We start from the raw sequence: 25377 nt of genomic DNA on the forward strand, positions 1-25377 counted from the left end.
GTTGTGGATATGGATTATTTTGAAAAATGGGTTCTGAGAGAATTCAATATAAATCTGTCTGCCTACAAACCAAATCAGCTGCACAGGCGGATAAACAGTCTTATGTCCAGGGTTGGAGTGAAAACCATAGAGGATTATATAGCGCTTTTAAAAGTGGATAGGATGCAGAGGCAGAAATTCCTGGATTTCATAACTATAAATGTATCTGAATTTTTCAGAAATCCAGAGATATTTGAGGAGCTTAAAATCAAGTTAAAAGGAGATCTGCTTTCTCGAAATAACTATTTGAAGATATGGAGTGCAGCATGTTCCATCGGAGCTGAACCCTATTCGGTGGCCATCTATTTAGATGAACTGAGCCCCGGGGGAAGGCATAAAATAATTGCAACAGATATAGACAGTACTATAATTGAGAGGGCCAAAAAGGGTGAATATGTTTCATCGGAAATAAAAAATGTAAAAAGGGAATATTTAAATAAGTATTTCACATTAAAGGACGATAAATATATTATAAGTGATAAGATAAAAAATCTGGTTACCTTCAAAAAACACGACCTGATATTGGATAGCTATGAAGACAATTTTGACTTGATAATATGCAGAAATGTGGTGATATATTTTAATCAGGACATAAAAGATAAAATATATAAAAAATTTAGTCAATCCCTGAAAAAAGGGGGACTGCTGTTTGTTGGAGCTACTGAAAGCATCTATAATTACAGGGACTATGGTTTTGAGAAGGCATCTACCTTTATGTACAGAAAGCTATAAGGAGGGGGAAAATGGATACATCACAGTATATGGCTATGTTTCTTGAGGAAGCAATGGATAATTTACAGACACTTAATGATTCGCTGCTTCAGCTTGAACAGGAACCGGATAATATAGATAAGGTGAATGAAATTTTTAGGGTTGCACATACCATAAAGGGAATGGCAGCTACCATGGGATTTAATGAAGTGGCGGAATTGACTCATAAGATGGAGGACGTATTGTCTGAATTCAGAGACGGCCAACTTAAGGTTACGCAAGATGTAGTAACGGTATTGTTTAAATGCCTGGATACCCTTGAGCAGATGATAAAAAATATAGAAGATGAAGTAGATGAAGAAGTGCCTATTGAAGGCATTATAGAGGAACTTGAAAAGATTTCGGGAAATCCTCAAGAAGCATCCGCCGGCAGGGAAAATGTGGGAGCTGAAGACAATAAAACAGACAGTGAAGTAGAAGCCAAAGACATAGACAATTCTTCTGTAAAATTGAACGAATATGATATAAATGTGGTTAAACAGGCAAAGGATAAGGGCTTTAATGCCTATGAGATAAAAATCAACCTCAGCGAAAGTACACTGCTGAAGTCGGCCAGAGCTTTTCTGATATTTAAAAATTTGGAGGAGATCGGGGAGATAATAAAGTCCATCCCCGGTACAGAAGATATAGAAAGTGAGAACTTTGAATTTGAAATACAGCTTGTTTTTCTGACTAAAAGTGATGAAGAAAAAGTTTATAATACCTTGAAAAATATATCCGAAGTGGAAAGTGTGGATATAGAAAATGTGGATATAAAATCGGTAAAGGCGAAAAAAGTTAAGGAAGATGCGGCCAAGGAAAGCGAGATAAAAGCTAAAGTTAAAAGTCAGGCTGAAAATATAAAGCCCAAACCTGCTGCTGCGGACACTAAGAAAAAGGAGAGCAAAAAAACTTCGAAAAAGGAAAATCACAAGAAGATCCACCAGTCTGTGAGAGTGGATTTGGAAAGATTGGACAAGTTCATGAACATGGTGTCTGAGCTGGTTATAAATAGGACAAGACTTGAGCAGATAAGCAGCAACTACAAATTGACGGAATTGAATGAAACTCTGGAGCAGGTTGCGAGGACCACTTCTGATCTCCAGGATCTGGTAATGAAAATCAGGATGCTGCCGCTGGACACAGTATTTAACAGATTTCCCAGGATGATAAGGGATTTATCCGTTGAACTGGATAAGGAAATGGAACTTATAATTCAGGGAGCAGACACGGAACTTGACAGGACAGTAATAGATGAAATAGGAGAGCCTCTTATCCACCTCATCAGAAATGCAGCAGATCATGGTATAGAACCTAAAGAAGAGAGAATTGCAAAGGGAAAGGATCCCGTGGGAAAGATAAAACTCATTGCCTATCAGGAAGGGACCAAGGCGGTGATAAAAGTAGAAGATGACGGAGGCGGAATACCTGTAGACAAGGTTCGGGAAAAAGCAGAGGATATGGGTATAAATACCGATGGAATGTCGGACAGTGATATAAAAAATCTGATATTCATGCAGGGCTTCAGCACCAATAAGGAAGTAACTGATATTTCAGGCAGGGGAGTTGGCATGGATGTAGTAAAGACCAAAATATCCTCTCTCGGGGGAACCGTAGATCTCATAAGTGAAAAAGACAAGGGTTCTTCCTTTATAATAAGACTGCCTCTCACACTGCAGATAATTCAGGTACTGCTTATAGGGGCGGGAAATGAGACCATGGCCATATCGCTTGGATATGTAGATAGAGTTATAGATTACAGCGATGATATGGTTAAAATGACAAGCAACCGGGAAGTTATAATATATAATGGAAATGTTATACCGCTTATAAGGCTGTACGAGAAACTGGGAATTGAAAAATCGGACAGCAAGAAGAAATATATTGTTATAGTTAAAGTAGGAGAGAAAACTGTAGGACTCATGGTGGATTCACTTTTGGGGCAGAGAGAAATTGTAATAAAACCTCTTGGAAAAACACTACAGAACCTGAAAGAATACATGGGGGCAACAATACTTGGTGATGGACTTGTAACACTTATATTAGATGTTGCTTACCTAGTATGAGGAGGATAGGTATGAATTATAAGGAGCTCACTCCTATACAGTTGGATGCACTGAAAGAAGTTGGCAATATAGGTACAGGAAACGCTGCTACAGCTCTTTCCCAGCTTTTGAATAAAAAAGTTGACATGACTGTACCTTCTATAAATGTTGTGCCCTTTGAGGACATCTTCCAGAGTATAGGAGGAGATGAAATAGTTGTAGGGGTAATAGTCAGAATACTGGGTGATGCACCTGGAAATATACTATTTATATTTGAAAAGAATACTGCACTTGATCTCATATACATGCTTACGAGCCAGAAAAAAGAGTATATTGATGAGATGGGAAATTCCGTTGTATGTGAAGTTGGAAATATAATAGCCAGTTCTTATATGAATTCCATGGCTAAATTTACAGGATTGTATGTTATACCTTCTGTACCTGCAGTTACCTGTGACATGCTGGGGGCCATACTTTCAACTACATTTATAGAATCAGGACAGTTTGATGATTATGTCATTGATATAGAAACACTGCTTATGCAAAATAACAGCAAGGTGAGCGGGCATTTTTATTATATTCCTGTGCCCGGATCTCTTGAAAAAATTTTAAATGCTTTAGGAATAGGATAATAACAGTAGTATATAATTTTGGAGGGAAAAAAATGGCTAAAATATTAATTGTGGATGACGCTGCATTTATGAGGATGATGATAAAGGATATATTGGAGAAAAACGGATTTGAAGTGATAGGAGAGGCAAACAATGGTATAAAAGCTGTGGAATTATATAAAAAGGAAAGACCTGATGTAGTGACAATGGATATAACAATGCCGGATATGGATGGTATTGAGGCCGTAAAGGCCATAAAGGCTTTGGATCCAAGCGCCAAAATAATAATGTGTTCCGCGATGGGACAGCAGACCATGGTTATGGATGCAATAAAAGCTGGTGCGAGAGATTTTATTGTAAAGCCATTTCAACCGGATAGAGTACTGGAGGCAATAAGTAAAGTTGTGAATTCATAGTAAGATGTAAAATTAAAGTTAAAATTTCACAACCAATATAAAGGTAATATAATTTATAACGAAATATTTTAGTAGTATTAAATTCAATGTTAAACTTTGTTAAAATACGTATAAAACTGTGACTTTGATATGCCAGCTTACAAGTACATAGTTTATGTATCCATATGCGCATGGAGGTGTAGATATGCAGGTTGTTATATTTAGATTGAATAACGAGCAATTTGCTGTGGAAACAGCTAAGGTTCAAAGTATAAATGATGCAATGGAAATAACGAGGGTCCCCAAGGCACCGGCCTACATAAAAGGGCTTATAAATTTAAGGGGAAATGTAATATCACTTTTGGATATAAATCTTTTAATGGACATTCCCAAGAGTGACAAGAGTGAAAACAATATAATAATACTGGAAATGGAAGATGAACTGGTAGGTGTAACTGTAGATCAGGTGGATGAAGTTTTGGATCTAGAAGAAAATGTTATTGAGAAGATAAATGATGAAAGAAAAAAAGCCTATATAGAGGGAATAGTAAATCTTGAAAATAGAGTAGTTACACTAATCGATATAGACAAGCTTCTTTCAAATTAGAATTTTCACGAGAAATGAGGGAAGAGAATGGCAGATGTATTATCACAGAATGAGATAGATGCCCTTTTAGCTGCCTTGTCTGCAGGAGAACTTACTCCTGATGAAGTGCCTAAAGAAGAGGAAAAGCAAAAAGTAAAGCCCTATGATTTTAGAAGTCCGCAGAAGTTTTCTAAGGATCATATAAGAACTCTGGAACTTATTCACGACAACTATGCCAGAATAATTTCAAACTATTTGACTGCACAGGTAAGAAGTAATGTAAAAGTAAAACTGGAATCAGTACAGCAGATAACCTACGAGGAATTTATTCACTCTGTGCCAAATCCTACTGTACTTACCATATTTAAAATGCCGCCTTTAAGCGGCTCCGTGCTGTTTGAAATAAATCCGCAGTTCGTATTTGAAATTATAGATCTCCTCCTGGGGGGAAGTGGAACGGGTAAGTATAAAGCCAGGGAATTCACAGATATAGATAAAAATATTATAAAAGTGGTGAATGCAGGACTTATATCCAATTTAAAACTGGCCTGGGAAGATGTAATGTCGGTGGAGACAGAAGTAGAGGGAATTGAGACGAATCCCGCATTAAATCAAACTCTTGCACCTAATGATCCCGTGGCGCTTATAACTTTTTCTGTGGAAATGGGTAAAAGCAATACTTTCATAAATATATGCATTCCCTATCTGAGTATAGAGAAGGTATTGGATAAGCTGGTGGTACAGTACTGGTTTCAGGACAGCGATGAGGATGTAGTAAATGAGTCCAGAGAAAAGCTCAGAAAGAGACTCAATATAGTTGAAATGCAGCTTTCTGCCGTACTTGGAACTGCCAGACTCACAGTGGAGGAATTTTTGAATCTGAATATAGGAGATGTGATTACCTTAAATGAAAACACTAAAAGTCCTATAAAGATGATGGTAGAAGACAAGGTATATTGTTATGGAAAGCCTGGCATAATAGGAAAAAACATGGGCGTTGAGATACTAGATATTATAAGTAAGGATGTGGAAAATTATGAATGATGGGAATGGGTTTCTTTCACAGGAAGAAATAGATGCACTTTTAAACGGAGGAGACAATAAGAAAGATAAAGAAAATAAAGCAGATCCGGCGTCAGAAACTGGCTCCCAGGATACCTCCGAATTGTCGGATGTAGAAAAAGATCTGTTGGGGGAAATAGGAAATATATCCATGGGATCTGCATCCACAGCGCTTTCTACAATAATAAACCAGCAGGTGAATATAACTACTCCGGTGGTGACTTTGACCACTTTGAAAAAATTGAGAAATGAGTTTGAAATTCCCAATATTGCGCTGGAAGTTCAGTATACCAAAGGAATAGTAGGTGAAAACCTTCTTGTGATGAAAGTGACAGATGCAGCTGTTATAGCAGATCTCATGATGGGAAACAGCGGTGAACTGGATGGAAAGAAATCTGAACTCAGTGAAATAGAGGTAAGTGCGGTATCTGAAGCCATGAATCAGATGATAGGTTCTGCAGCCACTTCCATGGCCACCATGTTTATGAGAGAGGTGAATATATCCCCTCCTAAATCAAAAATATGGACGGATCTCACAGAGCCGCTGTCCGAGGGAATAGGTGACGAGGAATCTGTGATCAAGGTGTCCTTTTCACTTAAAATAGGTAAATTAGTAGACAGCCATATAATGCAGCTGTTTCCTCTGGCAACTGCAAAAAAAATAGTTTCCATAATGATGGGTCAGGAAGGAGAGGAGGAAGCAGCAGCTGAATCCAAAGCCAAAGCAGTGGAAAACAAAAGTGAAGCACCTTCTGGTGATGCTGTTTCACAGGCCGCAGCAGCTTCTTCCGTTCCGCCGCAGCAGAGCAATTCACCTTCCGGCAGCGGCATAAATGAAAAGCCTATAGAAACAAGTGCGGTTAAGAAACAGGTACCGGTGCAGCAGGCGGCATTTCAACCCCTTGGCAAACCTAAAACCGTGGAGAATGTGCCCAGAAATATAGATCTGATATTGGACGTGCCACTTGAGATATCGGTAGTGCTTGGAAGAACCAAAAAGAATATCAAGGACATATTGAATCTTGGTACGGGATCTCTGGTAGAACTGGATAAACTGGCCGAGGAGCCTGTGGAGATACTGGTAAACGGAAAGAAGATAGCTTACGGCGAAGTCGTAGTAGTGGATGAAAATTTCGGTGTGAGGATAACGGGTATTGTGAGCAACGAGGAGAGGATTAAATCCCTGAAATAGGTTTTATTACAGTTGAGAGTTGAGAGTGAAGAGTTGATGGTTTTGGTTGGTTTTCAGTTTCTGCTGAAAATCTTCATTTTCTGTTGGCTCTTCAATTTTGATATTAGTAACCTTTAATGGGAATTATAATTGAATTGATATATAGCGTTAAAGTGGGAATTTAAGGGGACTTTGGTCCTAAAATAACATGTTTATCTTTTATCCAAAGTATAAACCTTAAATATATATACCCGATAATATTATTAATGACAAAGAACATTTGGAGTCGTTGAATTTAAGGGAGTGTATTTATATGAAGATTAATGGGATCATTTTGAACCAGGCATTGAATATCTACGGGGGAAATAAGAAAGAGCACGTGACAATTAAAAATATGGATAAAAAGGATTCCATTGAAATTTCGTCTGCAGGAAAAAGTTTGAGTTCTTATTCTCCTGAGGATAAATTCATAAGTTCTGAAGAAAAAATAGAAAGTATAAGAAAGGCTGTGGAAAACGGAACCTATAATGTAGATAAAAAATTGGTGGCATCTAGAATTTTAGATGCCATGAAGGGGAAAATATTATAGTTCTCCCCATAGTTCTATGGAGGTGAGATGCGGTGTCACTGCAGTTGATGAACATAATGGAAAACGAGTATTCAGTTTTAAAAGAACTTCTTAAGGCCCTGGAGGATCAAAATCAGTACCTTTTAAAAAGAGAAGTGTTTAAACTGGATAAAATAGTGAAAGTACTGGAGGAGAAGAGCAAAACCGTAGCTTTCTGGGAAGTGGAAAGAAGAAAAATTACAGACAAAAGACCTATGAGAGAAGTTATTGCAGAATCCAAGGATGAAAATATGAAAAAAACCTATGAAAATATAGTGGAATTACTCAGAAAAATGCAGCTGCAAAAGGATACAAACGAGGCCCTTATAAAACAGTGGCTTGTATTTACCAACCAGATGCTCAGGGCACTCAATCCAGCCAGAAAAGCAGTTACCTACAACGCACTGGGAAAGAGCAGATAGTTTAGCAATGCACAATGCATAATTGAGAGTTAACAATTGATAATGGACAATTAACAGTTAATGATGAAATTTTTAATTCTATTAAAAATTTCTACCTAAAATTGTCAACTGTCAATTGAAAATTGTAAATTGGAAAAAAGGAGTTGATTAAATGCCGGGATTGTTTTCAATATTCAATACAGCAAAGAGCGGGCTTTTTTCGCAGCAGACGGCAATAAATGTGACATCTCACAATATAGCAAATGCAAATACAGACGGGTACTCCAGGCAGAGGGCGGATCTTGTAACCACCCCGCCCTATACCATGCCCAGCATGAACAGTCCAGCTAGCGCAGGACAGCTGGGAACAGGAGTGACGGTGGCCTCTATAGATAGAATAAGGGACATTTTTCTGGACTACCAGGTAAGGGTGCAGATGGGTGTAAGCGGCCAGTATACAGCTAAGGATAAATATCTGACTCAGGTGGAAAATGCCCTGAACGAACCTACGGATACTGGAATTTCCTCGCTTATACAGCAGTTTTTTAGTTCATGGCAGGACCTGTCAGGCTCCACAGAAAATACAAGCACCGTTGCCCAGCAGGCTTATCAGCTGACTAACAGCATAAACAGCACTTATTCACAGCTTACAAGTATCAAGGACAATACAAATACCGAGATAAAAAACCTGGTGGTGGACATAAACGGCATGCTGTCCCAGATATCCAAATTGAACCAGCAGATTAAAGATGTCAAGATATCCGGACAGAACCCCAATGATCTCATGGACAGCAGGGATCTTCTCCTGGATCAATTGAGCAGTGAATTTGGCATAACCATCAACCAGAGATCTCTGGACGGCATTGACGTCACCACCTCAAGCGATGGAGTCGATGGTACAGCACCTATTGGAACTGACGGTAATCCGCTCAATATAGTCCAGTCCGATAATCCGGACAGTTATGATGTAGCCAGTTTTTCTTATATAAATAGCATAGATCCTAACTCAGTCGATGCCAGCGGAAACGGTACTTATACTGTTGTATATTACAAGAAAGGGGATACTCTTACGGATGCTAACAATAAAGTTACACTTACAGTCACTATGACAGCAGATGAGGCAAAGCAACTGGATGAGAGCAGGGTGCTCTGGGCCGACAGTACTGGTATGGCTTATAAGGATACAAATGGAGATAATAAAATTGCTACAGACGGAAAAAAGCTTGATGGCACTGAACCTGTGGATTTTAAGCAGCTTATGCTTTTCAAGCCGCCTACGGGTGAGTTAAAGGGATATATGGCTGTACAGCAGAATGTGGATGATTATCAAGATACGCTGAATAAATTTGCTAAGGCACTTGCTCTTTCCGTAAATTCCATAATAAGCCAGAGCAGCACTTGGGTTGCAGATGGAGACAATGCTGGGTCTCATGAAGGCGGCATAAACAATTTCTTTGTAAATGCAGATCCTGCATCTTCCACTTATGGTGCTGATGATGAAAAGAACATAAATGCTGGGAACATAACAGTAAATGTGGCCATCTTAAATGATCCTTCAAAAATAAAAACTGCCACCAAATACGATTCAAAGGGAAATTCCCTCAATGACAGTACCGATGGAAACAGGGCCGCAGCAATAGCACAGCTGGCAAACAGTCTTATGAATATACAAAGTGTGACTTCAACTTCAACTAGAGATGAATTGGTTGAAGACATATTTTCCACAAATGACAAGTTGAACAATGTGTATTCTGTAGGAAGCGTGACGGGAGGCTCCACTATTGACAATTACTTTGATGATCTGGTGAACAAAGTTGGCATGCAGGAGCAGGAGGCAAAAACTCAGGTGAGCAATGAAGCCACCCAGCTCGCCAACTATACCCAGTCAAGGGAATCTGTATCAGGGGTTTCCATGGATGAGGAGATGACAAATCTCATACAATTCCAGCACTGCTACCAGGCAAATGCAAAGATGATATCGACAATTGATGAACTTTTGGATGTAGTGGTAAATGGACTTAAAAAATAGTTATACAATGGATAACTGACAATTGACAATGCACAATGGACAGTTAAAGGAATATTTATTTGAAATGTGGAGATATTTTAAATAAATATTATTGTTCGAGGAGTTAAAGTATGAGTTTGAATGTAATAGAGAAAAAATCCTTTCAGTTTTCCATTGATATAGTGCATTTGTATAAAAAACTATGTGAAGAAAGAAGAGAATATATTTTATTTAGGCAATTTCTTAAGTCGGGAACCAGTATAGGTGCAAATGTTAAAGAGGCGTTAAGCGGCCAATCGAAGAGAGACTTTCTTTCTAAAATGAATATAGCATTGAAAGAAGCAAATGAAACGGAATACTGGATTGAATTGCTGATTAGCACAGGTTATATAAATAAAGAGAATTCTATATTGTGTAAATGCAAAGAGTTATGTAAGATACTAAATTCCATAGTTAAGACTACAAAAAATAATTGTGAATCGTGAATTGTTAATTAAAGAAAGGGGTGTGTGATTTTTGAGAGTAACAAATAAATTATTGTCGAATAATTTTCTTTCAGATATGCAAAGAAATCTTACAAATTTAAGTAAAATTCAAACGCAGATGTCTTCCATGAAGAATTTCTCGAAGCCTTCGGATGATCCCATAAATGTGCAGAGAGCAATGCAGCTTCAGACTTCAATAGATTACAATGCCCAGTATGCCGTGAATATAAAAGCTGCCCAGGGATGGATGCAGACCACGGATACAGCTCTTGTTCAGCTCAATACTGTGCTTACAAAGATAAGAAACAACCTGGAGAAGGGCGGCGGAGATGGAGGCTATACCCAGGATGAAATGGATAAGATCAACGATGAAGTAAATCAGGAGGTATCACAGATTGCACAGCTTTTAAATACAAACTTCAAGGGAGAGTATGTATTCGGGGGTACTGCAGGGCTTTCAAAACCTGTAAGTACTTCAACTTATGATATAATCCGCAGCACGGATGTTTATAAAGGCTGTGTCAGAATAGATTATTCAGATAAAGATGGGAATACGGTAGATTATCTCCCTGATGTGGTGTCAGATGGATTTGATAAAGACCAGTGGACAAGTGGAAATATAAAGCTTGATCTTTTTGAAAGTGATGGAACAACTGTTGATAAAGAAATAACGACGTTAAATGCCAAAAGCTTGGATGGAGGAGATCCTGAAAACATAGATGATGCAGTTAAAAATTTAAATGCTCAAATACAGTCCAATCCTGATTTCAGGGATAAAGTAAATGTTGTGAAAACCAATGACGGCAATATAAAATTTCTGGCTGTAAATAGTAGTGAAATCATAAAAATAAGCAGTACTGATATTGATAATTTATCAGGGGTCAATGGCAAGCAGCTTTCCAGCATGGATCTGGAAAACATAGGAGCTTCCAAAAATATAGAGGTATCCCAGGGAGTTGTTCTGGATTACAATACCACAGCGGTGGATGTGATGAAATATGGTTCCGGGGATAATGATGATATAAGACTTTTGATGGACAGGATAGAACATCATATGGCGGGACAGGTATGGGACTGTAAAGATGCTGAGGGGAATAAAATAAAGGCAACTGATGAAGGGGCAACGCCACTATTGAATGCTGATGGAGATATAGAAAAAGATGCTGATGGAGATGATATTTACTATACATGGGTTAACAATCAGGATAAGGCTAAAGAGCAACTTACAAATCAGGATCTTATAGATATAGATGCAGCTTCGAAGCAGGTGCTCAAGGTGGATTCCCAGATAGGCGCCAAGGAAAAGAGAATGGATGGATTATCGGATCAAAACTCTTCTTCTAAAGTGGACATGACTGACATACTCTCAAAAACAGAGGATATAGATATATCGGAAAAAACCATAGAATATGCAACCATGATAACAATCTATCAGGCATGCCTTCAGACTGGAGCCAGGATAATGCAGCCTACGCTTATGGACTATATCAGTTAAAAGTTAATAGTTAATAGTTAAAAGTTCAGGAAGAAATTTTTTAACTCCGTTAAAAAATTTCCACCATTACTATATACTGTACACTATACACTCTTAACTAAATAAAGGATGATAATATGGAATTAAAGACAAAGTATCACGGTGTGAAACATTATGATGAAAAAGATATAATAACCTTTAAAAAGGGTATTCCCGGATTGGAGCACTTAAAAAAATACATAATATTTCCTGCAGAAGAAAATGAAATGTTTTATGTACTCCAATCCATAGAGGATTTAGCCATAGGTATTATTCTCGTTTCACCATTTAATGTAGTAGGGGGTTATGAATTCAAATTAGACGAGGATAAAAGGCAAGAACTGGGCATAAGAAGTTATGAGGATATGCTGGTTTTGAATACGGTGACTCTCAGTTCGAAAATAGAAAATATAACAGCAAATCTAAAGGCTCCGCTGATTATAAATATAAATAAAAAAATTGGGGAACAAATAATACTGGATAATTCAGATTATCCCATAAAATACCCACTTTTTGAGGAGGGAGCATGATTGCTGGTTATAAGCAGAAAAAAGGGAGAATCCTTTTTAATTGGTGATAATATAGAAGTAACTGTTTCAAAAATAGAGGAAGGTACAGTGAAGCTTTCTATATCCGCACCTAAAAATGTAACTATACTTAGAAAAGAACTGTATGATGAGGTAAAAAAGGAAAATAGGGATGCAGCAGCTTCAGATATGAATCTGCTTAAAAAATTAAAAAAATAAATTCAGGTGCAAAATAAATAAAGAGGTGTTTAGCATGGAAGTTACAGGTATGGGTCAAGGAGGACAGCTGCCTTTAAAATTAAGCACAGGTACATCTGGAACAACTGCCGGAGTTTACAATAATGAAGTTTCAGAACTTCTGCAGAATAGGACAGTACAAAAGGTCAATCAGGAAAATATAACTGTAAAAAATGCGAAGGATGCAGCAGATGAAGCAAATAAAATAATGAATGAAAATCAGACTCATCTAAAATTTGAAATCTACGGTAGATTCAAGGATATTGTAGTACAAGTGCTTGATGATGACACCAACGAAGTTATAAAGGAAGTACCACCTAAAAAAATACTGGATATGGTTGAGAAGTTTTGTGAAATGTCAGGATTTTTTATGGACGAAAAAGCTTAATTCAATACACAATTTACAATGCACAGTGTACAATTGACGAAGGAATTTTTAATTTCATTAAAAATTCCAACCTGAATTGTGAATTGTGAACTGACAATTGTGAATTGAAAAAGGGGGTGTTGTTATGGAATTCAAGTTAAATAAGATAGACCCTGAAGTGAGGCGTAGAGTAAAGGAAACTACCAGTGCCGATAAAGTCCATAATAAAAGAAAGATATTTATAGACAATAATAACAAGAATAAAGGAAAAAAAGAGCAGGGAAATTTTGAAACAGAACTTGGAAAATATAAACAGGGAAAAAACAAAAAGAAAATAGTAGTAAAGGCTACCAGGGTGGAAGAAGTAAAAGTCGATGCCTTTAGAGAGGAAAAAAATTCAACTTCAAAAGTGGACAACAGGGGAAGTATTATAGATGTTAAAAAATGAGTTGATAGTTGAAAATTGAAATTGGAGAGTAAAGAAAGATTTTCTAACGAAACTCTCAAATTTCCACTCTCCACTTTCAACTAAATAAGGGGGGAATTAGCATGTATACTGCTAATGCTTATAATACCTATAAAACCAACAGTGTAAATTTTGCTTCCAAGGATCAGCTGCTTCTGATGCTGGTGGATGGAGGAGCTAAATTTGCGAAAATAGGCAAGCAGGCAATAATGGATAAAGATGTTAAGAAAGCACACGAGAATATAGTTAAAGCTGAAAATGTATTTTATGAACTGATGTCAACGCTTGATGTGAAAAAGGCAGGAAACTGGGGACAGTCCCTAATGGCCGTATATGACTTCATAGTTAGAAAACTTACGGATGCAAATATAAAAAAAGATGCAGCAATAATGGATGAGGTAATTCCCATCATAGAAAATGTAAAGGACACCTGGGAGCAAGCTTACAGGATTTCAAAGACAGGGAAGAACAATTGAAAATTCACAGAGCACAATGCACAATTAATGAAGAAATTTTTTAATTTCATTAAAAAATTTTAACCAAAATTGTGAAATGTGAATTGGCCAAAGATTGTCAATTGAATAAAGGGAGGTATAAATATGGCAGACAGTACAAGCAGCATGCCTGTGGGTGCAACAGGTGCCGGCGGCGGGAACATGCTGAGGATTACAGGACTGAACACGGGGCTTGACATAGATGCAATGGTAAAAAAAATGCTGACGGCAGACCAGACAAAAATAGATCAGGCAAAACAGCAGCAGCAGTTAATACAATGGAGGCAGGAAGCCTACCAGAGCATAATAAAGGACGTAAAGGATTTACAGAGCACCTATTTCGATATAACAAATAGTACGAGTTATTTACTGTCTTCAAACAGCTATAACAATATGACAGCATCAAGTTCCGATGCCACTACAGTAAGTGGAAAAGCATCAGCAACAGCTACAGCAGGGAATTATAAGATATTGATAAAACAGCTGGCATCAGCTGCAAATTTAACTGGCTCGCAAATAAGTGCACAATCAGGCAGTGCTACTAAACTAAGTGATCTTGGGATTAGTGGTAATATTTCACTTGCTTTGGACTATAATAATGGGGGCACTGCAGGAAGTAAAACTGTTACATTTACTGCAACGGATTCATCAACCATACAGGATCTGGAGGACGCCATTAAAAATCAGACAGGGGGAGCTGTTACTGCAAAATTCAATGAACTGACAGGACAGTTTTCAATTCAGACTTCAACGACTGGAAGCAGCTCAACGATTTCTGTTACTGACAACAATGGTGTTTTAAGTAAGCTTGGAATAACAGATAAAACAGGAACTGGTAATGATGCCCTGGTTGCTATAAAAGAACCAGGTTCAAGCAGTTATATAGTGAGCAGGCAGAGTTCAAATAATTTTACTGTAAATGGAGTAACATACAGTATTTCAGATGTGAATTCTACAAATTCCGATATATCTAAAGATAAGGTAGGTCAGAGTGTAGTTGTTGATGCTGTAGCAGATAGTCCTGTAAGCATATCTGTAACTCAGGACACTTCAAAAGTACATGACCTTATTACAAATTTCATAGATAAATACAATAACTTGGTTGGAGAAATACAGGACAAACTCAGCGAGAAAAAGGACTATGATTATGCTCCTCTTACAGATGCGCAGAAAGAGGAAATGAGTGATACTGATATAACCAACTGGGAGAACAAGGCCAAGGAAGGTATACTTAGAAATGATGACAACTTGCAGCAGCTTTTAGATAACCTCACAAGTGCTTTTAATACTCCGGTTGTGGACAGCAGTGGCAAAAGTGTATCCACAATTTATTTTGGAAGCATAGGTGACAATGCACTGGGAATTGATACTTCAGATGACTATAGTGAAGGGGCAAAGCTGAGCATTACAGATGAGCAGAAGTTTACAGATGCTCTTAACAATCATGCAGATGAGATAATGAAGCTTTTTACTACTACTTCCGATAGTACAGATGCTACTGACAAATTCAATCAGTCAGGGATATTCCAGAGAATAAGTGACATAATAGACAAGAATGTGGGAGTAATAGGAACTACGCTGAACAGCGGCACACTTACAAAATATGCTAATCTTCAGGACGATTATAGTGTAACAGGAGGATCAGGAACAGGTACACTTCCGGATCAGATATATCAGCAGCAGCTTCTCATAAACACGTTAACCGACAGGATGAATGATGACCAGACAAAATACTACAATCAGTTTACACAGCTGGAAGTGGCCATGGAACAGCTCAATGCACAGCAGTCCACGCTTTCACTGTACCTGGGGTAAGAACAGTTAAAAGTTGAAAATTAATGAAGAAATTTTTTAACAGAGTTAAAAAATTTTCACCATAACTCTATACTATTAATTTTACACTCTTAACTGAAATAGAGGTGTGATATGAAAAGAACTGTTGAAGAGATATTGACCGATTATAAGAAATGTACGGAAGATATTGTAGAAATACTTAAAAAAGATGATTTTGATGATCTTCAGGATAAAATGAAAATAAGACAGTGCATCTTAAATGAACTCATTTCTAACAATGACAGAAAGGTTGAATCCAAAAAAGTTTATGAGAAACTAAATATAAGGGAAGTTGAAAATGAAGCAGGCAGACTCATGAAAGAGAAAGCTTTATTTATAAAAGGAAAACTCAATAACATATCCAGAAACAAAACTGCCAGCAGTGCCTATGGCAATGTCGGGAGTGGGGCGAAAATATTCAGCAGAAAAATATAAAAAGGTATAAAGGCGGACTGGATGAAGTCGATAATTAAGTGAAAGATGATATGAGTTAAGAATGTATAGTGAATAGTTAAGAGCAAATGAGGGAATTTTTTCATGAATCAAAAAATTTCAACCAATGTTAAGATCAGGAATCAGTATTGGAGCGAATATTAGAGAGGGTTTATTTTCACAGAGTAAAAGAGATTTTTTATGGAAAATGAATATTTCTTTAAAAGAATGTTCTGAGACCCTATATTGGTTAGAATTATTAACTGCAACTAATTATATTGATATTTCAAAGTATGAATTTTTAATAGAGAATTGTACTGAACTGAATAAGATGTTAGTTGCAATTGTAAAAACTACAAAGAAGCAGCTTAATATAAGTTAATAATCAAGAGTTAAGAATGAAAAGTAAATGAAGGAATTTTTTAATGAAATTAAAAAATTCCAACCATAACTCTACACTATTAATTCTACACTATTAACTAAATAAATCTGTTAGTACTCTTCAGTTAAGCTTATAACCGTCAAATCAGTTGTAACTTAAAAGAAGTAACTATAAATAAAATGGACAAGGATGTCCAGTAAAAAAATCAAGGAGGAATAAATATGATAATCAATCACAATCTTATGGCAAACAATGCCCTGAGAAACATGAACATCAATTCAAATAATGCTTCAAAAGCAATGGAAAAACTTTCTTCAGGTCTCAGAATAAACAGAGCTGGAGACGATGCAGCAGGTCTTGCAATATCCGAAAAAATGAGAGGACAGATAAACGGACTCAACCAGGCATCTTCAAACTCACAGGATGCTATATCTCTTATTCAGACTGCCGAGGGTGCATTGAATGAAACTCACAGCATACTTCAGAGAATGAGAACTCTTGCTGTTCAGTCAGCTACCGATACCAATACAGATGATGACAGAACTAAGATACAATCAGAAGTTGATCAGCTTGCAGAGGAAATTACAAGAATTTCAAATACTACTGAATTTAATACACAGAACTTATTGGCAGGTGGATTAAATGATACTTTTCAGATAGGAGCAAATCAAAATCAAACTATTTCTTTACATGTTAATGCAATGGATGCGAAGTCGTTAGGTGTTTCAGCAGATTTAATTAATACATCTATAACAGCAGCACACGGTGTTACAGGTATATCAGGTGTTACAGAAGATCTTGGAGCTGGTGCAAAAGTGACAGCAAGTGACATTACTGCAGCAACTTATACAGCTGCACAAGGCTCAATTAAAGGAGCACTTGCTGATGCGAGTTCAGCATATACTGGTTCTGAAGATGTAAATTATCAGATTAGAATTAAAACAATAGGAACACCTGCAACAGGAGATGTAACTTCAATTGAATATTCTAAAGATGGAGGAACAACTTGGGAGGGAGCTTCAGGAACTGGAACTTTTAACCTTGGAGATGGAGTAAAAGTTTCAATAGCAAATGATTCGACAAATGCAGTGGGACAAACTGGCACTATGGCAGTAACAGCTGAATATGCTACACTCCAATTAGCGAATACTGCAGGAAATATTGGAGATGTTGTAACTGTTCATAATAATCAATCATCAGTGGTAATTGGAGATGACGAGACGGGCAGAACTGCTACAGCAGCATTTACGTTTGCATCATTGACATCAGGAGATGCAGGCATTGCTCAAAATACAACTGCATCTACAGCAGCAGTTATAGATGCTCAAGGTAATGTAACATCAAATGCAGTAGTACAAAAAGGTATTAATGTATCAACTCAATCAGCAGCTGGAAGAGCAATTACTACTATAGATAATGCAATTAAGACTGTATCTGAATCAAGGGCTAAATTAGGTGCTTACCAGAACAGATTGGAACATACCATAAACAATCTTGGAACTTCATCAGAAAACTTAACTTCTGCTGAATCAAGAATCAGAGACGTTGATATGGCATCAGAGATGTCTGAGTACTCAAAGAACAATATTCTTTCTCAGGCTGCTCAGGCAATGCTGGCTCAAGCAAATACTCAACCACAGCAGGTATTACAGCTGCTTAGGTAATAGGGGTCTGACCCCAATACAAAAATTGGAAATTAAATGTGGTTAAGTATTTATAGGGTCTCTTGGAGAGTGATCTTCAAGTACATTGGGTGAATTGCTGGAACTTCCTTAAGCTGTTTCCCTAAAGCAAAGTCCGAAAGGGCAGGTGTGACAGGCTGAAAAGCAAACAGATTGGATAATCAGCAGCCAAGCTCCTGTGCCGAAAGGCTGGAGAAGGTTCAACGACTAGAGTATACCATCTAAGCAGGGGGCAATTGACACTTATAGAAACTTGTATGGTGATGAAACTCGTAGGGAGGAGGCTTCCCGAAGTGCCCAACCCCGGAAATTAGTTGAAAGTTTAAAATGAAGAGTGAAGGAGAAAATTCAGTGAACTGAATTTCAAATATGATTATTAATTTTTAATTTATAACTTTTAACTAAAAAATGGGTGAAGATATAGTCTGGCAGTGATTGAAAGGTCATTGGTGAAACGCAAGCAAATCAACAGCCTCAACAGGTTCTTCAGTTATTGAGATAAGCAGAGAACCAGATTTAGCGGTAGCTAAATCTGCGTGAATCGGTTAAGCAGATATACAAAATCTATGATTTTGATATAGTCGCTTACTCTGTGAGTACTCCACCGACGTGAGGAGGCGGAGTTTCCTTTAGAGGAGAACTTAAAGTAAAAATAAAGAGTTTTAATAATTAATTGAATAGAATGTAATAACATTAAGAGAGGACTAATCGGTGTGATTGGTTCTCTCTTTTTAAAATTACCAAATAATATTTGTAAATTGGTAGTTTTTATATAGAGGTATTAGTGATGGGGGTGTGTTGTATATGTTACCAATAGTAAAAGTTCGAATTTTTTTGGATGATAATGTTCCTGAATATATGGATGGAATTATAAGATGTGGTAGCGTACTTTCTTATGACAAGAATAGTATAGAGGTGGACCATCAAGAGTTGATTGATAATACTGAGTACCACTCTGAGGATGAACTAGTTGAAGATATTGCAAAAAGATTAGAGGTTAATAAATCTATAATTGAAATTATAGAATAAGGAAATTAATATAAGTATTTATTTGTAGGAGTACTTATATTAAAAGAATTTTAGAGTATAAACTAATTGGATATATATGGATATGATAAATATTAATAATATTATTGGGGGCACTATGTTTTGAGGGAATTCATCATAAGAAAAATGTACGAAATATTAAAAAATTTTAAAAGCAATATGGAAGAACAACAAAGATATTGCCAATTAAAAACTTTTAGATTTGACGGAGGAAATATCCCTGATTACAGTGAATTAATAATACAGGAATACTATTTATTGAGATATTTACCGGCGTATACGACAGAATATTATTTAATATATAGTGAATTACTAGAAAAAAACTTTTTAAACAATATAAATGTTATATCTCTAGGTGCTGGATGTGGAATGGATTCGTGGGGATTGAACTTTGCAATACAAGATAGCAATTATAAATTACCAGTAGCATATACGGGATTAGATAAAGTAGAATGGGAATATTGGGATAATTTGAACATTGACAATTATAATCTTTTCAGCCGAGATTTAAGTGCTATAGATAAATTTATAGGAAAGGATTACAATGTTATTATGTTTCCTAAATCCATAGGTGAATTTAATAATTTTACTTTTAACAATCTAAAGAATATAATTATAAATACGGAGTTTAGAAGCGATAAACTAGTATTGATATCTTCTGTTAGAAAAAAGAGAGATATTATTGATATAGATAGATTAGAAATAATAGCAAACACTCTGGAAAAAAATCAGAGATATAAATGTTTAGATGATAAACGAAAATATACGTATTACTCTAAGAATGGTATGGATGAGTATTCTAAATTAGAGGATGTATGCGATAAATATATATATCCTGGAGATATAGAGAATTTCTTGATTAATTTAAATGAAAATTGTCAAAAATATATAGAAAATGGATGCAATCCATGTGATGATGATTGCAAAATAATGAATCATTATCCAATAAAAAGATGTTCGCAGATAGAATATCAGATATTAAGATTAAAAAGAGAGGATACTAAATGATATTGAGTGTAAGCAGGAGGACTGATATACCAGCTTTTTACAGTGGGTGGTTTTTTAATAGGATAAAAGAGGGTTTTGTATTGGTAAAAAATCCATTTAACGCCAAACAGATTAGCAGGATAAATTTAAATCCAAAGGTAATAGATTGTATAGTATTTTGGACTAAAAACCCTAGAAAAATGCTTAAAAAACTTGATGAAATTAAAGAATATAATTATTATTTTCAATTTACTTTAAACTCTTATGACAAAACTTTAGAAAAGAATGTACCTGCTAAAAGGTATTTAATAGATACTTTCATTAAATTATCTACTAAAATTGGTAATGATAAGATAATATGGCGGTATGATCCTATAATATTAACTGATAAATTTACACGAGAATATCATTATAAATGGTTTGAATATCTTGCAAAAAGATTAAGTCCATATACTAAGAAATGCGTTATTAGCTTTTTAGATTTATATAAAAAAACTGAACGTAATTTAAGTAAAATAAATATTTTACCTATAAAAGAAAATGATATGCTTGAATTAGCTGAAAGGTTTTCTAAAATAGCTTTTAAATATGATTTAACACTTGAAACCTGTTCAGAAAATATAGATTTATCTCAATTTAATATCGCTCATGGAAAATGTATAGATGATAAACTTATTTCCCGTATTGTCGGGCAGAAACTATCCATCGATAAAGATCCAAATCAAAGGGAAGTATGTGGATGCGTAAAAAGTGTTGATATAGGAGCTTATAATACCTGCAACCATAATTGTCTGTACTGTTATGCAAATTTTAATAGGAATGTTGTTGAAAAAAATTTATTGAAGCATGATAAAAAATCTCCATTGCTGTTTGGCAAATTAGATAGAGATGAGAAAATTGTGGATAGAAAAATGAAGTCATATAGGAAAGGACAGATATCCTTTTTATAGAATATCTAATTATAGATATTAGTTTAATGAAATATGGTTTGATTTTGACATAATCGATTTTGTGAAGACATTGGGGGTTACCAAACCAAAGACTATTGAGAATGAGAAAATGTATCTATTGAACTAATATCATATTGTTTTAATATATTACGAAAGTAGCATAATTAAAAGAAAAAATGTAGGGAGATGGAAAGTATGGAAAGTTTGTGGCCAAAAAATTTTGACTGTGATTGTAAAGGAATAAGTTTTCCTGAAAAGATTTTAAATGAACAGGCAAATATATTAGGAAGCCTTACTGAAAATAAAGTTACAGCTCACTTATTATTCGGATATTTTGACCCGTATATAAAAATTTATAAACAATTTTATGATCCTCAAAATTATGATTGTGCATCAACTTTTAGGTTATATTATGAAAAAAATAATTTTAGTGATGTATTTAGCATTAGTCATGATTCTAGAATATATCCATTGAAAATTCATATTTATAACCGTTTTTTAAAGGATGAGATTAAATCTGAAGTTAACGGTATGAATATAAAAGAATACGGACAAGATGATATTATGTCAGTAGATTATTTTGTTGTTGATAATAAAGAAATATTTATTGATTTTATTAAACTAATATTTAATAGTAAATTTTTAAGATTTTATATATATTATCTTATGGAAGAAGAATTTCCTTTAGAAACAGAAGCCTTTAATAAAAGGATAGATAACAATGTTTCAAAATGAAAAGGAATATTGCAAAGATGATATATGACAAATATTGGAGATAATAAAAGATAGTTGGACAGTTCATGTTTGCCATTGATAGGTATGTAGTGTATATATCTTCAATTTATAATTTGAAGATATAGATTTAATAAATGGGAATACTTAGATATCAATTAGCAAAAATAATGAGCTTGGCCAGATAAAAATTTATAAAAAAATATGGGACATTTGAAAGTGAAAGAACTTGTGGAGATGATCCATCTCCACCGAATTAAGTATATCTGCAAGGGAGATTTTAGAGTGATTAATAATCCGGAACTTGGGAACGTTTATATTATAATTGGAGAGGCTGATGTAAAAAAGTCTTCAGTTATAAGATGCTTAACAGGTCTTTATAGAGAAGGCATCTATAAAATTAAGCATTCAAATGGAACTATTATAGACACATTTATTAAAACTTCATCTCTCCAAGAATTAGGTTTAACAGAGATAGAATTTGTGAATAAGGTTACAAATCATGCAAAAAGTAAACATATAGATGTATTAATAAGTCTTAGAATTAATAGTATAGTGCATCCAGGATCTAAAAGACATATGAATTCTGCAGAAGATTATATTAATTATTTTAATAAAATTGGATGGGATATTTCTAAAATAGTATATTTTCAGGATGTAAATAACAGTCTTTCTTTAGGGAATATAATTCCTACTTTAACGCTTAGGATTACTAAAAATCAACCATCGAATGAAATAGCTGCAATAGTGAGAAATTATTTCCAGTGGGAATAGATATTATAAATAGTAATCAAAAAATATTATAAAGTTTTCAGAAAGCGATTAAAAAAACCTAGAAAAGATTATGAGAAAACGGGTTTCAGATTTGAAAAACCCTATATTGCAAGAAGAAAAGGCCAGAACTATTTCATGCTTACTTTAAGGCTCCAACTTAACAGTATTGATGTTTTTGTCAGGACAGACGGTATGCCTATAGATTCACAGATACTGGATCTTGATAATGTTGGAAATAAATTTAGCGGTGGTTTTGAGTGGTATGAATTTTTAGTAAAAGAGAAAGGAGATATCCCTGAAGCTGTGAGAATCGCTTCTGTGTTGTATAAATATGACTGATAAAAATGATGTATTTGAGGAATTGCAGTGGGTAAAGTATAGATTGAGTATGCTCGACGTTATTGAGAAAAAACTTTTTGCCATGAAAAAGCTTGTACAAAAGTCACAGAATTCCAATTTGAGTAAATCGGAAATAGATGAAATAAATCATAAACTCAATAATCTGGCGGCACAAATCAAGGCTTTGGATCAGGAGAGCAGAAAAGATTGCATTTAAATCCTGCCTTGAAGTTTTAGTCTTCTGACTTTATCCACTATTCCCCAATAGCTTCTATTCAAAAGACAGGCTATTTCTTTATCTGTATTTCCGGCTTGTTTTGATGTTATTATAAAATTTTCTTCCTCTCTGGAATATTTGTTTTCTGTTATGCTTTCAGACCATTTGTTTATATTTTTATAACCTTGATTCATTAATTTCAATCTTTTATTTTCAAATCTTTCTTTAAGTTTGATTTTATAGTACATGCAGGGTACTTCCTCTATAAATGGACTTACAGCATTTATAAACTTTACAATATCATTTCTTTTGTTTATTTCCAGAAGAAAGTGTTTCCCATCTTTTCGTTCTTTTAACTTTGTATGAAGATTAAAAATTTTGTTTATGTGATCTTTAAGTATTATATTTTCATTCTTTGAAAAATTGAGAGTGTAAATGGATATTCGTGGGAAAATGTATATGGAATCATTCCCTCTTTTACTTGAATCTATAACCAGAGAGCCGTCGTCCATATAGAGACATGCCAATCCTATGGGATGATCCAGAAGCAATATGTTTTCAGAGGTGATTGTTTTTTTACCGCCTTTGTAAAACATATTGTACAGTTCAGTGTAGGTTTTGCTGCTGGGTGAACACAGTTTTGGATTTTTGCAGCTTTTAAGCAGTTTGAAGTCAAGATTTTTGAGCCTTTCAGCTTTCCATTCTCTGTAGGGAATTTGCTTTGCACATCCGTGTTCCCTGTAATAGGCATTTCTACTCCTGCCGTAAAGTGCAAGGCTTCCATCACCAATGAGACTTCCTATGATTATATTTCTTTCTATTTTATTCATTTTGTATACTTTGGTGTTTTTTTTAAATGGCATTTCCTCTTCTCCTGTTTTTTAGATATATGGTTATTATCTGTAAAGTATAATTGAAATATTCCGATAATTATCACAAATAATATTACATTTTAAAATTGGACTTAGGATGAAAGTGTAAATTAAAAATAAATTGCTGTAATATTTAATATTTACTAAAGTGTAGGTATGTAAGTTAGGCTGAGGTAAGAACATAAAACCTTTATAGTATAAATATGATGCTGACCTTAATAGATTTTGTTATTTTATAAGTTTATAAGAACGTGAAAATAATTTTTTAAAATATGATTTAATATTGAATTAGGATATTATGGAGCAAAAATATCATTATATATTGAAATGGGGGATTTTAATTTATGGGTCAAGGATATGAACGTAAATGTAAAGAAGATAAGCCTGTTGTTGCAATATGTTATGACTTTGATAGAACCTTGTCACCAGATGATATGCAAGCTCAAGGATATATACAAGATGTTGGTTATGATGTACAAAAATTTTGGGAGGAATCTAATAAATTAGCGTGGGAAAATGATATGGATACTAACTTAGCTTATATGTATAAAATGGTTGAGGAAGCTGAAGGGAATTTTGTTCTTAACAAAAAAGAGCTTGCAAAATATGGATCAAAAGTTAAATTATTTCCCGGGGTAAAGGAATGGTTTAGTATAATTAGGGAATATGGAAGACAAAAAAATGTTATAATTGAACACTATATAATTTCATCTGGATTAAGAGAAATGATTGAAGGAACGGAAATGGCTAAAAATCATGAGTTCGAGAAAATATATGCAAGTTCATTTTTTTTTAATGATAGAGGAGTGGCCAAATGGCCTGCACAAGCAATAAATTATACAAACAAAACTCAATTTTTATTTAGAATTGAAAAGGGAATTCTAGATGTAAATGATATGGGAGTTAATGAATATTTTAAGCCAGAAGATGTAAGGGTTCCTTTTAGAAATATTATATACATAGGGGATAGTGATACAGATATCCCGTGTATGAAATTGGTTAATGCAAATGGAGGACATTCTATTGGGGTGTTTGATCTAGATAAAAAATGTAAAGACAAAGTTTATAATATGATAAGAACGAATAGAATTAAATATTTTGCACCAGCTGATTATAGAAAAGGCTCTCAATTAGATGTTTTGGTAAAATCAATAATAGATAAAACAATGACCTATGAAATTCTTGAAAAATATTGTGAAGGAAACAAACGAGAAGCTGAAACTTGTTTGGAGAAGATTGTTCAATAAAAGGGAATTTTATTGATTAACCGCCAGCATTTTTTGAATTTTTAGTGCTCGTTAATATGATATAAAAGAACAAATGTTTGAATAAGATTAACTTTTTGTGAGCATAATGTATGATATAA

The 25377-nt window shown here is 34.9% G+C and carries 30 protein-coding genes; 29 read left to right on the forward strand and 1 reads right to left on the reverse strand.

Annotated elements, in window-relative coordinates:
- The first annotated feature begins 3 nt into the window (after positions 1-3).
- From LN736_RS03215 to LN736_RS03350, 28 genes are all read left to right on the forward strand, one after another.
- The gene (locus LN736_RS03215; protein WP_150355778.1) at positions 4-771 is read left to right on the forward strand and encodes a CheR family methyltransferase; all 768 of its coding nucleotides are present in this window, start codon (positions 4-6) and stop codon (positions 769-771) included.
- A gap of 11 nt (positions 772-782) precedes the next feature.
- Entirely contained in the window at positions 783-2855 is a 2073-nt protein-coding gene (locus LN736_RS03220; RefSeq protein WP_150355752.1) for a chemotaxis protein CheA, read from the forward strand.
- Positions 2856-2866: 11 nt separating this feature from the next.
- Complete coding sequence (locus tag LN736_RS03225; protein ID WP_150355753.1) at positions 2867-3466, forward strand: chemotaxis protein CheC; 600 nt, start codon at positions 2867-2869, stop codon at positions 3464-3466.
- Between the two features lie 32 nt (positions 3467-3498).
- Positions 3499-3861 carry a response regulator gene (locus LN736_RS03230; protein WP_150355754.1) on the forward strand — a complete coding sequence of 121 codons (363 nt, stop codon included), beginning with the start codon at positions 3499-3501 and terminating at the stop codon, positions 3859-3861.
- A 184-nt stretch (positions 3862-4045) separates the two neighbouring features.
- Positions 4046-4447 (forward strand): chemotaxis protein CheW, encoded by a 402-nt coding sequence (locus LN736_RS03235; protein WP_150355755.1) that lies wholly within the window; start codon positions 4046-4048, stop codon positions 4445-4447.
- A 27-nt stretch (positions 4448-4474) separates the two neighbouring features.
- On the forward strand, positions 4475-5470 hold the full coding sequence (gene fliM / locus LN736_RS03240) for a flagellar motor switch protein FliM (RefSeq protein ID WP_150355756.1): 996 nt from the start codon (positions 4475-4477) through the stop codon (positions 5468-5470).
- Positions 5463-6680, forward strand: coding sequence for a flagellar motor switch phosphatase FliY (gene fliY / locus LN736_RS03245; RefSeq protein ID WP_268253746.1), 1218 nt, complete (start codon positions 5463-5465; stop codon positions 6678-6680). Before fliM ends, fliY begins: the two co-directional genes overlap by 8 nt.
- Positions 6681-6972: 292 nt before the next feature.
- Positions 6973-7248, forward strand: a complete 276-nt coding sequence (gene flgM, locus LN736_RS03250) for a flagellar biosynthesis anti-sigma factor FlgM (protein WP_150355758.1) — start codon at positions 6973-6975, stop codon at positions 7246-7248.
- Positions 7249-7280: 32 nt separating this feature from the next.
- The gene (gene flgN, locus LN736_RS03255) at positions 7281-7688 is read left to right on the forward strand and encodes a flagellar export chaperone FlgN (protein WP_150355759.1); all 408 of its coding nucleotides are present in this window, start codon (positions 7281-7283) and stop codon (positions 7686-7688) included.
- A gap of 151 nt (positions 7689-7839) precedes the next feature.
- Positions 7840-9696 (forward strand): flagellar hook-associated protein FlgK, encoded by a 1857-nt coding sequence (gene flgK / locus LN736_RS03260; protein ID WP_150355760.1) that lies wholly within the window; start codon positions 7840-7842, stop codon positions 9694-9696.
- Positions 9697-9806: 110 nt separating this feature from the next.
- Positions 9807-10160: a four helix bundle protein gene (locus LN736_RS03265; protein ID WP_150355761.1), complete on the forward strand. Its 354-nt coding sequence runs from the start codon at positions 9807-9809 to the stop codon at positions 10158-10160.
- A 31-nt stretch (positions 10161-10191) separates the two neighbouring features.
- Complete coding sequence (locus tag LN736_RS03270; protein ID WP_150355762.1) at positions 10192-11655, forward strand: flagellin N-terminal helical domain-containing protein; 1464 nt, start codon at positions 10192-10194, stop codon at positions 11653-11655.
- 116 nt (positions 11656-11771) lie between these two features.
- Positions 11772-12203, forward strand: coding sequence for a flagellar assembly protein FliW (fliW, locus tag LN736_RS03275; RefSeq protein ID WP_150355763.1), 432 nt, complete (start codon positions 11772-11774; stop codon positions 12201-12203).
- On the forward strand, positions 12204-12419 hold the full coding sequence (gene csrA / locus LN736_RS03280; protein WP_150355764.1) for a carbon storage regulator CsrA: 216 nt from the start codon (positions 12204-12206) through the stop codon (positions 12417-12419).
- A gap of 34 nt (positions 12420-12453) precedes the next feature.
- On the forward strand, positions 12454-12825 hold the full coding sequence (locus LN736_RS03285; protein ID WP_150355765.1) for a flagellar protein FlaG: 372 nt from the start codon (positions 12454-12456) through the stop codon (positions 12823-12825).
- A gap of 124 nt (positions 12826-12949) precedes the next feature.
- Positions 12950-13252 (forward strand): hypothetical protein, encoded by a 303-nt coding sequence (locus tag LN736_RS03290; protein ID WP_150355766.1) that lies wholly within the window; start codon positions 12950-12952, stop codon positions 13250-13252.
- Positions 13253-13353: 101 nt separating this feature from the next.
- The gene (gene fliS / locus LN736_RS03295) at positions 13354-13746 is read left to right on the forward strand and encodes a flagellar export chaperone FliS (RefSeq protein ID WP_150355767.1); all 393 of its coding nucleotides are present in this window, start codon (positions 13354-13356) and stop codon (positions 13744-13746) included.
- Positions 13747-13869: 123 nt separating this feature from the next.
- On the forward strand, positions 13870-15579 hold the full coding sequence (gene fliD / locus LN736_RS03300; protein WP_150355768.1) for a flagellar filament capping protein FliD: 1710 nt from the start codon (positions 13870-13872) through the stop codon (positions 15577-15579).
- Positions 15580-15690: 111 nt separating this feature from the next.
- Entirely contained in the window at positions 15691-16032 is a 342-nt protein-coding gene (locus LN736_RS03305) for a hypothetical protein (protein ID WP_150355769.1), read from the forward strand.
- 124 nt (positions 16033-16156) lie between these two features.
- On the forward strand, positions 16157-16411 hold the full coding sequence (locus LN736_RS03310; protein WP_229980842.1) for a four helix bundle protein: 255 nt from the start codon (positions 16157-16159) through the stop codon (positions 16409-16411).
- Between the two features lie 221 nt (positions 16412-16632).
- Positions 16633-18075, forward strand: a complete 1443-nt coding sequence (locus LN736_RS03315) for a flagellin N-terminal helical domain-containing protein (protein WP_229980844.1) — start codon at positions 16633-16635, stop codon at positions 18073-18075.
- A gap of 822 nt (positions 18076-18897) precedes the next feature.
- Positions 18898-19122: a hypothetical protein gene (locus tag LN736_RS03320; protein WP_150355771.1), complete on the forward strand. Its 225-nt coding sequence runs from the start codon at positions 18898-18900 to the stop codon at positions 19120-19122.
- Positions 19123-19242: 120 nt separating this feature from the next.
- Positions 19243-20148, forward strand: a complete 906-nt coding sequence (locus tag LN736_RS03325; protein ID WP_150355772.1) for a hypothetical protein — start codon at positions 19243-19245, stop codon at positions 20146-20148.
- Complete coding sequence (locus LN736_RS03330) at positions 20145-21077, forward strand: DUF1848 domain-containing protein (RefSeq protein ID WP_150355773.1); 933 nt, start codon at positions 20145-20147, stop codon at positions 21075-21077. Before LN736_RS03325 ends, LN736_RS03330 begins: the two co-directional genes overlap by 4 nt.
- A 195-nt stretch (positions 21078-21272) precedes the next feature.
- Positions 21273-21812 (forward strand): hypothetical protein, encoded by a 540-nt coding sequence (locus LN736_RS03335; protein ID WP_229980846.1) that lies wholly within the window; start codon positions 21273-21275, stop codon positions 21810-21812.
- Between the two features lie 282 nt (positions 21813-22094).
- Positions 22095-22583 (forward strand): hypothetical protein, encoded by a 489-nt coding sequence (locus tag LN736_RS03340; protein WP_150356257.1) that lies wholly within the window; start codon positions 22095-22097, stop codon positions 22581-22583.
- A 192-nt stretch (positions 22584-22775) separates the two neighbouring features.
- Entirely contained in the window at positions 22776-22922 is a 147-nt protein-coding gene (locus LN736_RS03345; RefSeq protein WP_229980848.1) for a hypothetical protein, read from the forward strand.
- Positions 22915-23139 carry a hypothetical protein gene (locus LN736_RS03350; RefSeq protein ID WP_150356259.1) on the forward strand — a complete coding sequence of 75 codons (225 nt, stop codon included), beginning with the start codon at positions 22915-22917 and terminating at the stop codon, positions 23137-23139. Before LN736_RS03345 ends, LN736_RS03350 begins: the two co-directional genes overlap by 8 nt.
- Here LN736_RS03350 and LN736_RS03355 read toward each other — a convergent pair.
- Positions 23136-24002, reverse strand: a complete 867-nt coding sequence (locus LN736_RS03355; RefSeq protein WP_229980850.1) for a hypothetical protein — start codon at positions 24000-24002, stop codon at positions 23136-23138. The two genes, LN736_RS03350 and LN736_RS03355, sit on opposite strands and share 4 nt — an antisense overlap.
- A 353-nt stretch (positions 24003-24355) precedes the next feature.
- Here LN736_RS03355 and LN736_RS03360 point away from each other — a divergent pair, with 353 nt between their 5' ends.
- Entirely contained in the window at positions 24356-25258 is a 903-nt protein-coding gene (locus LN736_RS03360) for an HAD family hydrolase (protein WP_150356260.1), read from the forward strand.
- Positions 25259-25377 lie beyond the last annotated feature (119 nt).

The sequence above is a fragment of the Clostridium aromativorans genome, assembly GCF_020908015.1.
Lineage (GTDB): Bacteria > Bacillota > Clostridia > Clostridiales > Clostridiaceae > Clostridium_B > Clostridium_B aromativorans.

Excerpts from the sequence above, each read along its gene's own strand:
- fliS (WP_150355767.1), top strand. The coding sequence starts at position 13,354 with ATGTATACTGCTAATGCTTATAATACCTATAAAACCAACAGTGTAAAT.
- fliD (WP_150355768.1), top strand. The coding sequence starts at position 13,870 with ATGGCAGACAGTACAAGCAGCATGCCTGTGGGTGCAACAGGTGCCGGC.
- LN736_RS03290 (WP_150355766.1), top strand. The coding sequence starts at position 12,950 with ATGGAATTCAAGTTAAATAAGATAGACCCTGAAGTGAGGCGTAGAGTA.
- LN736_RS03230 (WP_150355754.1), top strand. The coding sequence starts at position 3,499 with ATGGCTAAAATATTAATTGTGGATGACGCTGCATTTATGAGGATGATG.
- LN736_RS03345 (WP_229980848.1), top strand. The coding sequence starts at position 22,776 with ATGCCTATAGATTCACAGATACTGGATCTTGATAATGTTGGAAATAAA.
- LN736_RS03355 (WP_229980850.1), bottom strand. The coding sequence starts at position 24,002 with ATGCCATTTAAAAAAAACACCAAAGTATACAAAATGAATAAAATAGAA.
- LN736_RS03330 (WP_150355773.1), top strand. The coding sequence starts at position 20,145 with ATGATATTGAGTGTAAGCAGGAGGACTGATATACCAGCTTTTTACAGT.
- LN736_RS03360 (WP_150356260.1), top strand. The coding sequence starts at position 24,356 with ATGGGTCAAGGATATGAACGTAAATGTAAAGAAGATAAGCCTGTTGTT.
- LN736_RS03265 (WP_150355761.1), top strand. The coding sequence starts at position 9,807 with ATGAGTTTGAATGTAATAGAGAAAAAATCCTTTCAGTTTTCCATTGAT.
- flgK (WP_150355760.1), top strand. The coding sequence starts at position 7,840 with ATGCCGGGATTGTTTTCAATATTCAATACAGCAAAGAGCGGGCTTTTT.
- fliM (WP_150355756.1), top strand. The coding sequence starts at position 4,475 with ATGGCAGATGTATTATCACAGAATGAGATAGATGCCCTTTTAGCTGCC.
- flgM (WP_150355758.1), top strand. The coding sequence starts at position 6,973 with ATGAAGATTAATGGGATCATTTTGAACCAGGCATTGAATATCTACGGG.
- LN736_RS03285 (WP_150355765.1), top strand. The coding sequence starts at position 12,454 with ATGGAAGTTACAGGTATGGGTCAAGGAGGACAGCTGCCTTTAAAATTA.
- LN736_RS03310 (WP_229980842.1), top strand. The coding sequence starts at position 16,157 with ATGTTAAGATCAGGAATCAGTATTGGAGCGAATATTAGAGAGGGTTTA.
- LN736_RS03315 (WP_229980844.1), top strand. The coding sequence starts at position 16,633 with ATGATAATCAATCACAATCTTATGGCAAACAATGCCCTGAGAAACATG.
- LN736_RS03305 (WP_150355769.1), top strand. The coding sequence starts at position 15,691 with ATGAAAAGAACTGTTGAAGAGATATTGACCGATTATAAGAAATGTACG.
- LN736_RS03320 (WP_150355771.1), top strand. The coding sequence starts at position 18,898 with ATGTTACCAATAGTAAAAGTTCGAATTTTTTTGGATGATAATGTTCCT.
- LN736_RS03220 (WP_150355752.1), top strand. The coding sequence starts at position 783 with ATGGATACATCACAGTATATGGCTATGTTTCTTGAGGAAGCAATGGAT.
- LN736_RS03350 (WP_150356259.1), top strand. The coding sequence starts at position 22,915 with ATGACTGATAAAAATGATGTATTTGAGGAATTGCAGTGGGTAAAGTAT.
- LN736_RS03335 (WP_229980846.1), top strand. The coding sequence starts at position 21,273 with ATGGAAAGTTTGTGGCCAAAAAATTTTGACTGTGATTGTAAAGGAATA.
- LN736_RS03235 (WP_150355755.1), top strand. The coding sequence starts at position 4,046 with ATGCAGGTTGTTATATTTAGATTGAATAACGAGCAATTTGCTGTGGAA.
- LN736_RS03225 (WP_150355753.1), top strand. The coding sequence starts at position 2,867 with ATGAATTATAAGGAGCTCACTCCTATACAGTTGGATGCACTGAAAGAA.
- fliY (WP_268253746.1), top strand. The coding sequence starts at position 5,463 with ATGAATGATGGGAATGGGTTTCTTTCACAGGAAGAAATAGATGCACTT.
- fliW (WP_150355763.1), top strand. The coding sequence starts at position 11,772 with ATGGAATTAAAGACAAAGTATCACGGTGTGAAACATTATGATGAAAAA.